The 1,210-nt window shown below is 82.1% G+C and carries 1 protein-coding gene; it reads right to left on the bottom strand.

The window, feature by feature from the left end; all coding sequences use genetic code 11:
- Positions 1–1,210: bifunctional ADP-dependent NAD(P)H-hydrate dehydratase/NAD(P)H-hydrate epimerase (locus tag FA014_RS19475; RefSeq protein ID WP_154731248.1), on the bottom strand; the 1,210-nt coding region annotated here is incomplete at both ends.

Below are 1,210 nucleotides of genomic sequence, written 5' to 3'. Positions count from 1 at the left end.
ACCAGCGCCGCGGCGGCCGCGAGCGCCGCGGCCAGCGGCGGGTCGTCCAGCACGTCGGCCGCCCGGCCCGCGAGGAGCGCGCCCAGCACCCCCGCGAGCACGTCGCCCGAGCCGGCCGTGGCGAGCCAGCCGGGGGCGTCCGCCTGCGCGTACACCGCGTCCCCGGCGCCCACGACCACGGTCGTCGACCCCTTGAGCAGGACCGTCGCGCCGGTCAGCTCGTGCGCCCGGCGCGCCCAGCGCAGCGGCTCCGCCTCGACCGCGGACCGCGGCACCTCCTCGCCGAGCCGCCCGAGCAGCGTCGCGAGCTCGCCGGCGTGCGGGGTGAGCACGCACCACGGCGCGAGGTCCCGGGGCGCCAGGGCCAGCGCGCCCGCGTCGAGCACCGCGGGCAGGCCCTCCGCGAGCGCCGCGTGCAGCGCCGCGGTCAGCCGCCGCGCCTGCTTGGCGTGCCCCGGGTCGACGCCCGGCCCGAGCAGCCACGCCTGCACCCGGCCGTCGCCCGCCACGACCTCGGGCCGCACCGCGAGCACCGACCGGGCGACCGCCGACGGCCCCACGTACCGGACCATCCCGACGCCGGCCAGCGCCGCCGCGGACACGGTCAGCACCGCCGCCCCCGGGTACGCCGGCGTCCCCGCGACCACGCCGAGCACCCCGCGGCTGTACTTGTGGTCCTCGGGCCCGGGTACCGGCCAGAGCGCCGCGACGTCCGCGGGGGCCAGGCGAGCGACCGACGGGCGCTCGGGCAGCGCCAGGCCGAGGTCGACGACCTCCACCCGGCCCGCGCGCCGCGAGGCCGGGGGCAGCAGCAGCCCGGGCTTCGCCGCGCCGAAGGTCATCGTCAACCCGGCGGGCAGCACCGGCCCGTCGGGGAGCGCGCCGTCGTCCACGCCGACGCCGCTGGGCAGGTCGACCGCGACCACCAGCGGCCCGCCGCCCGCCTCGGCCGCGCCGCGGGGACCGCCACCGGCGGCGCCCGCGTCCTCGGCGTCGAGCAGGTCGGTGAGCAGCCCCGCCAACAGCCCCGCGACCCCGCGGGGTGCGCCCCGGCCACCGATGCCGAGCAGCCCGTCGAGGACCACGTCGGCGGCGTACGCCTCGGCCACCGCGTCGCCGAGCCACACGCCGGGCAGCCCGGCCGCCGGGTCCGTGCCGGCGTCGCCCGCGGCGTCCCCCGCCCCGGGGTCGACCGCCCGCACCGCGCGCC

The organism is Cellulomonas hominis (assembly GCF_005239125.1).
GTDB classification, from domain to species: domain Bacteria; phylum Actinomycetota; class Actinomycetes; order Actinomycetales; family Cellulomonadaceae; genus Cellulomonas; species Cellulomonas hominis_A.
Note: the sequence above shows the minus strand (reverse complement) of the source record. Positions and strands in the feature narration are given on the sequence as shown.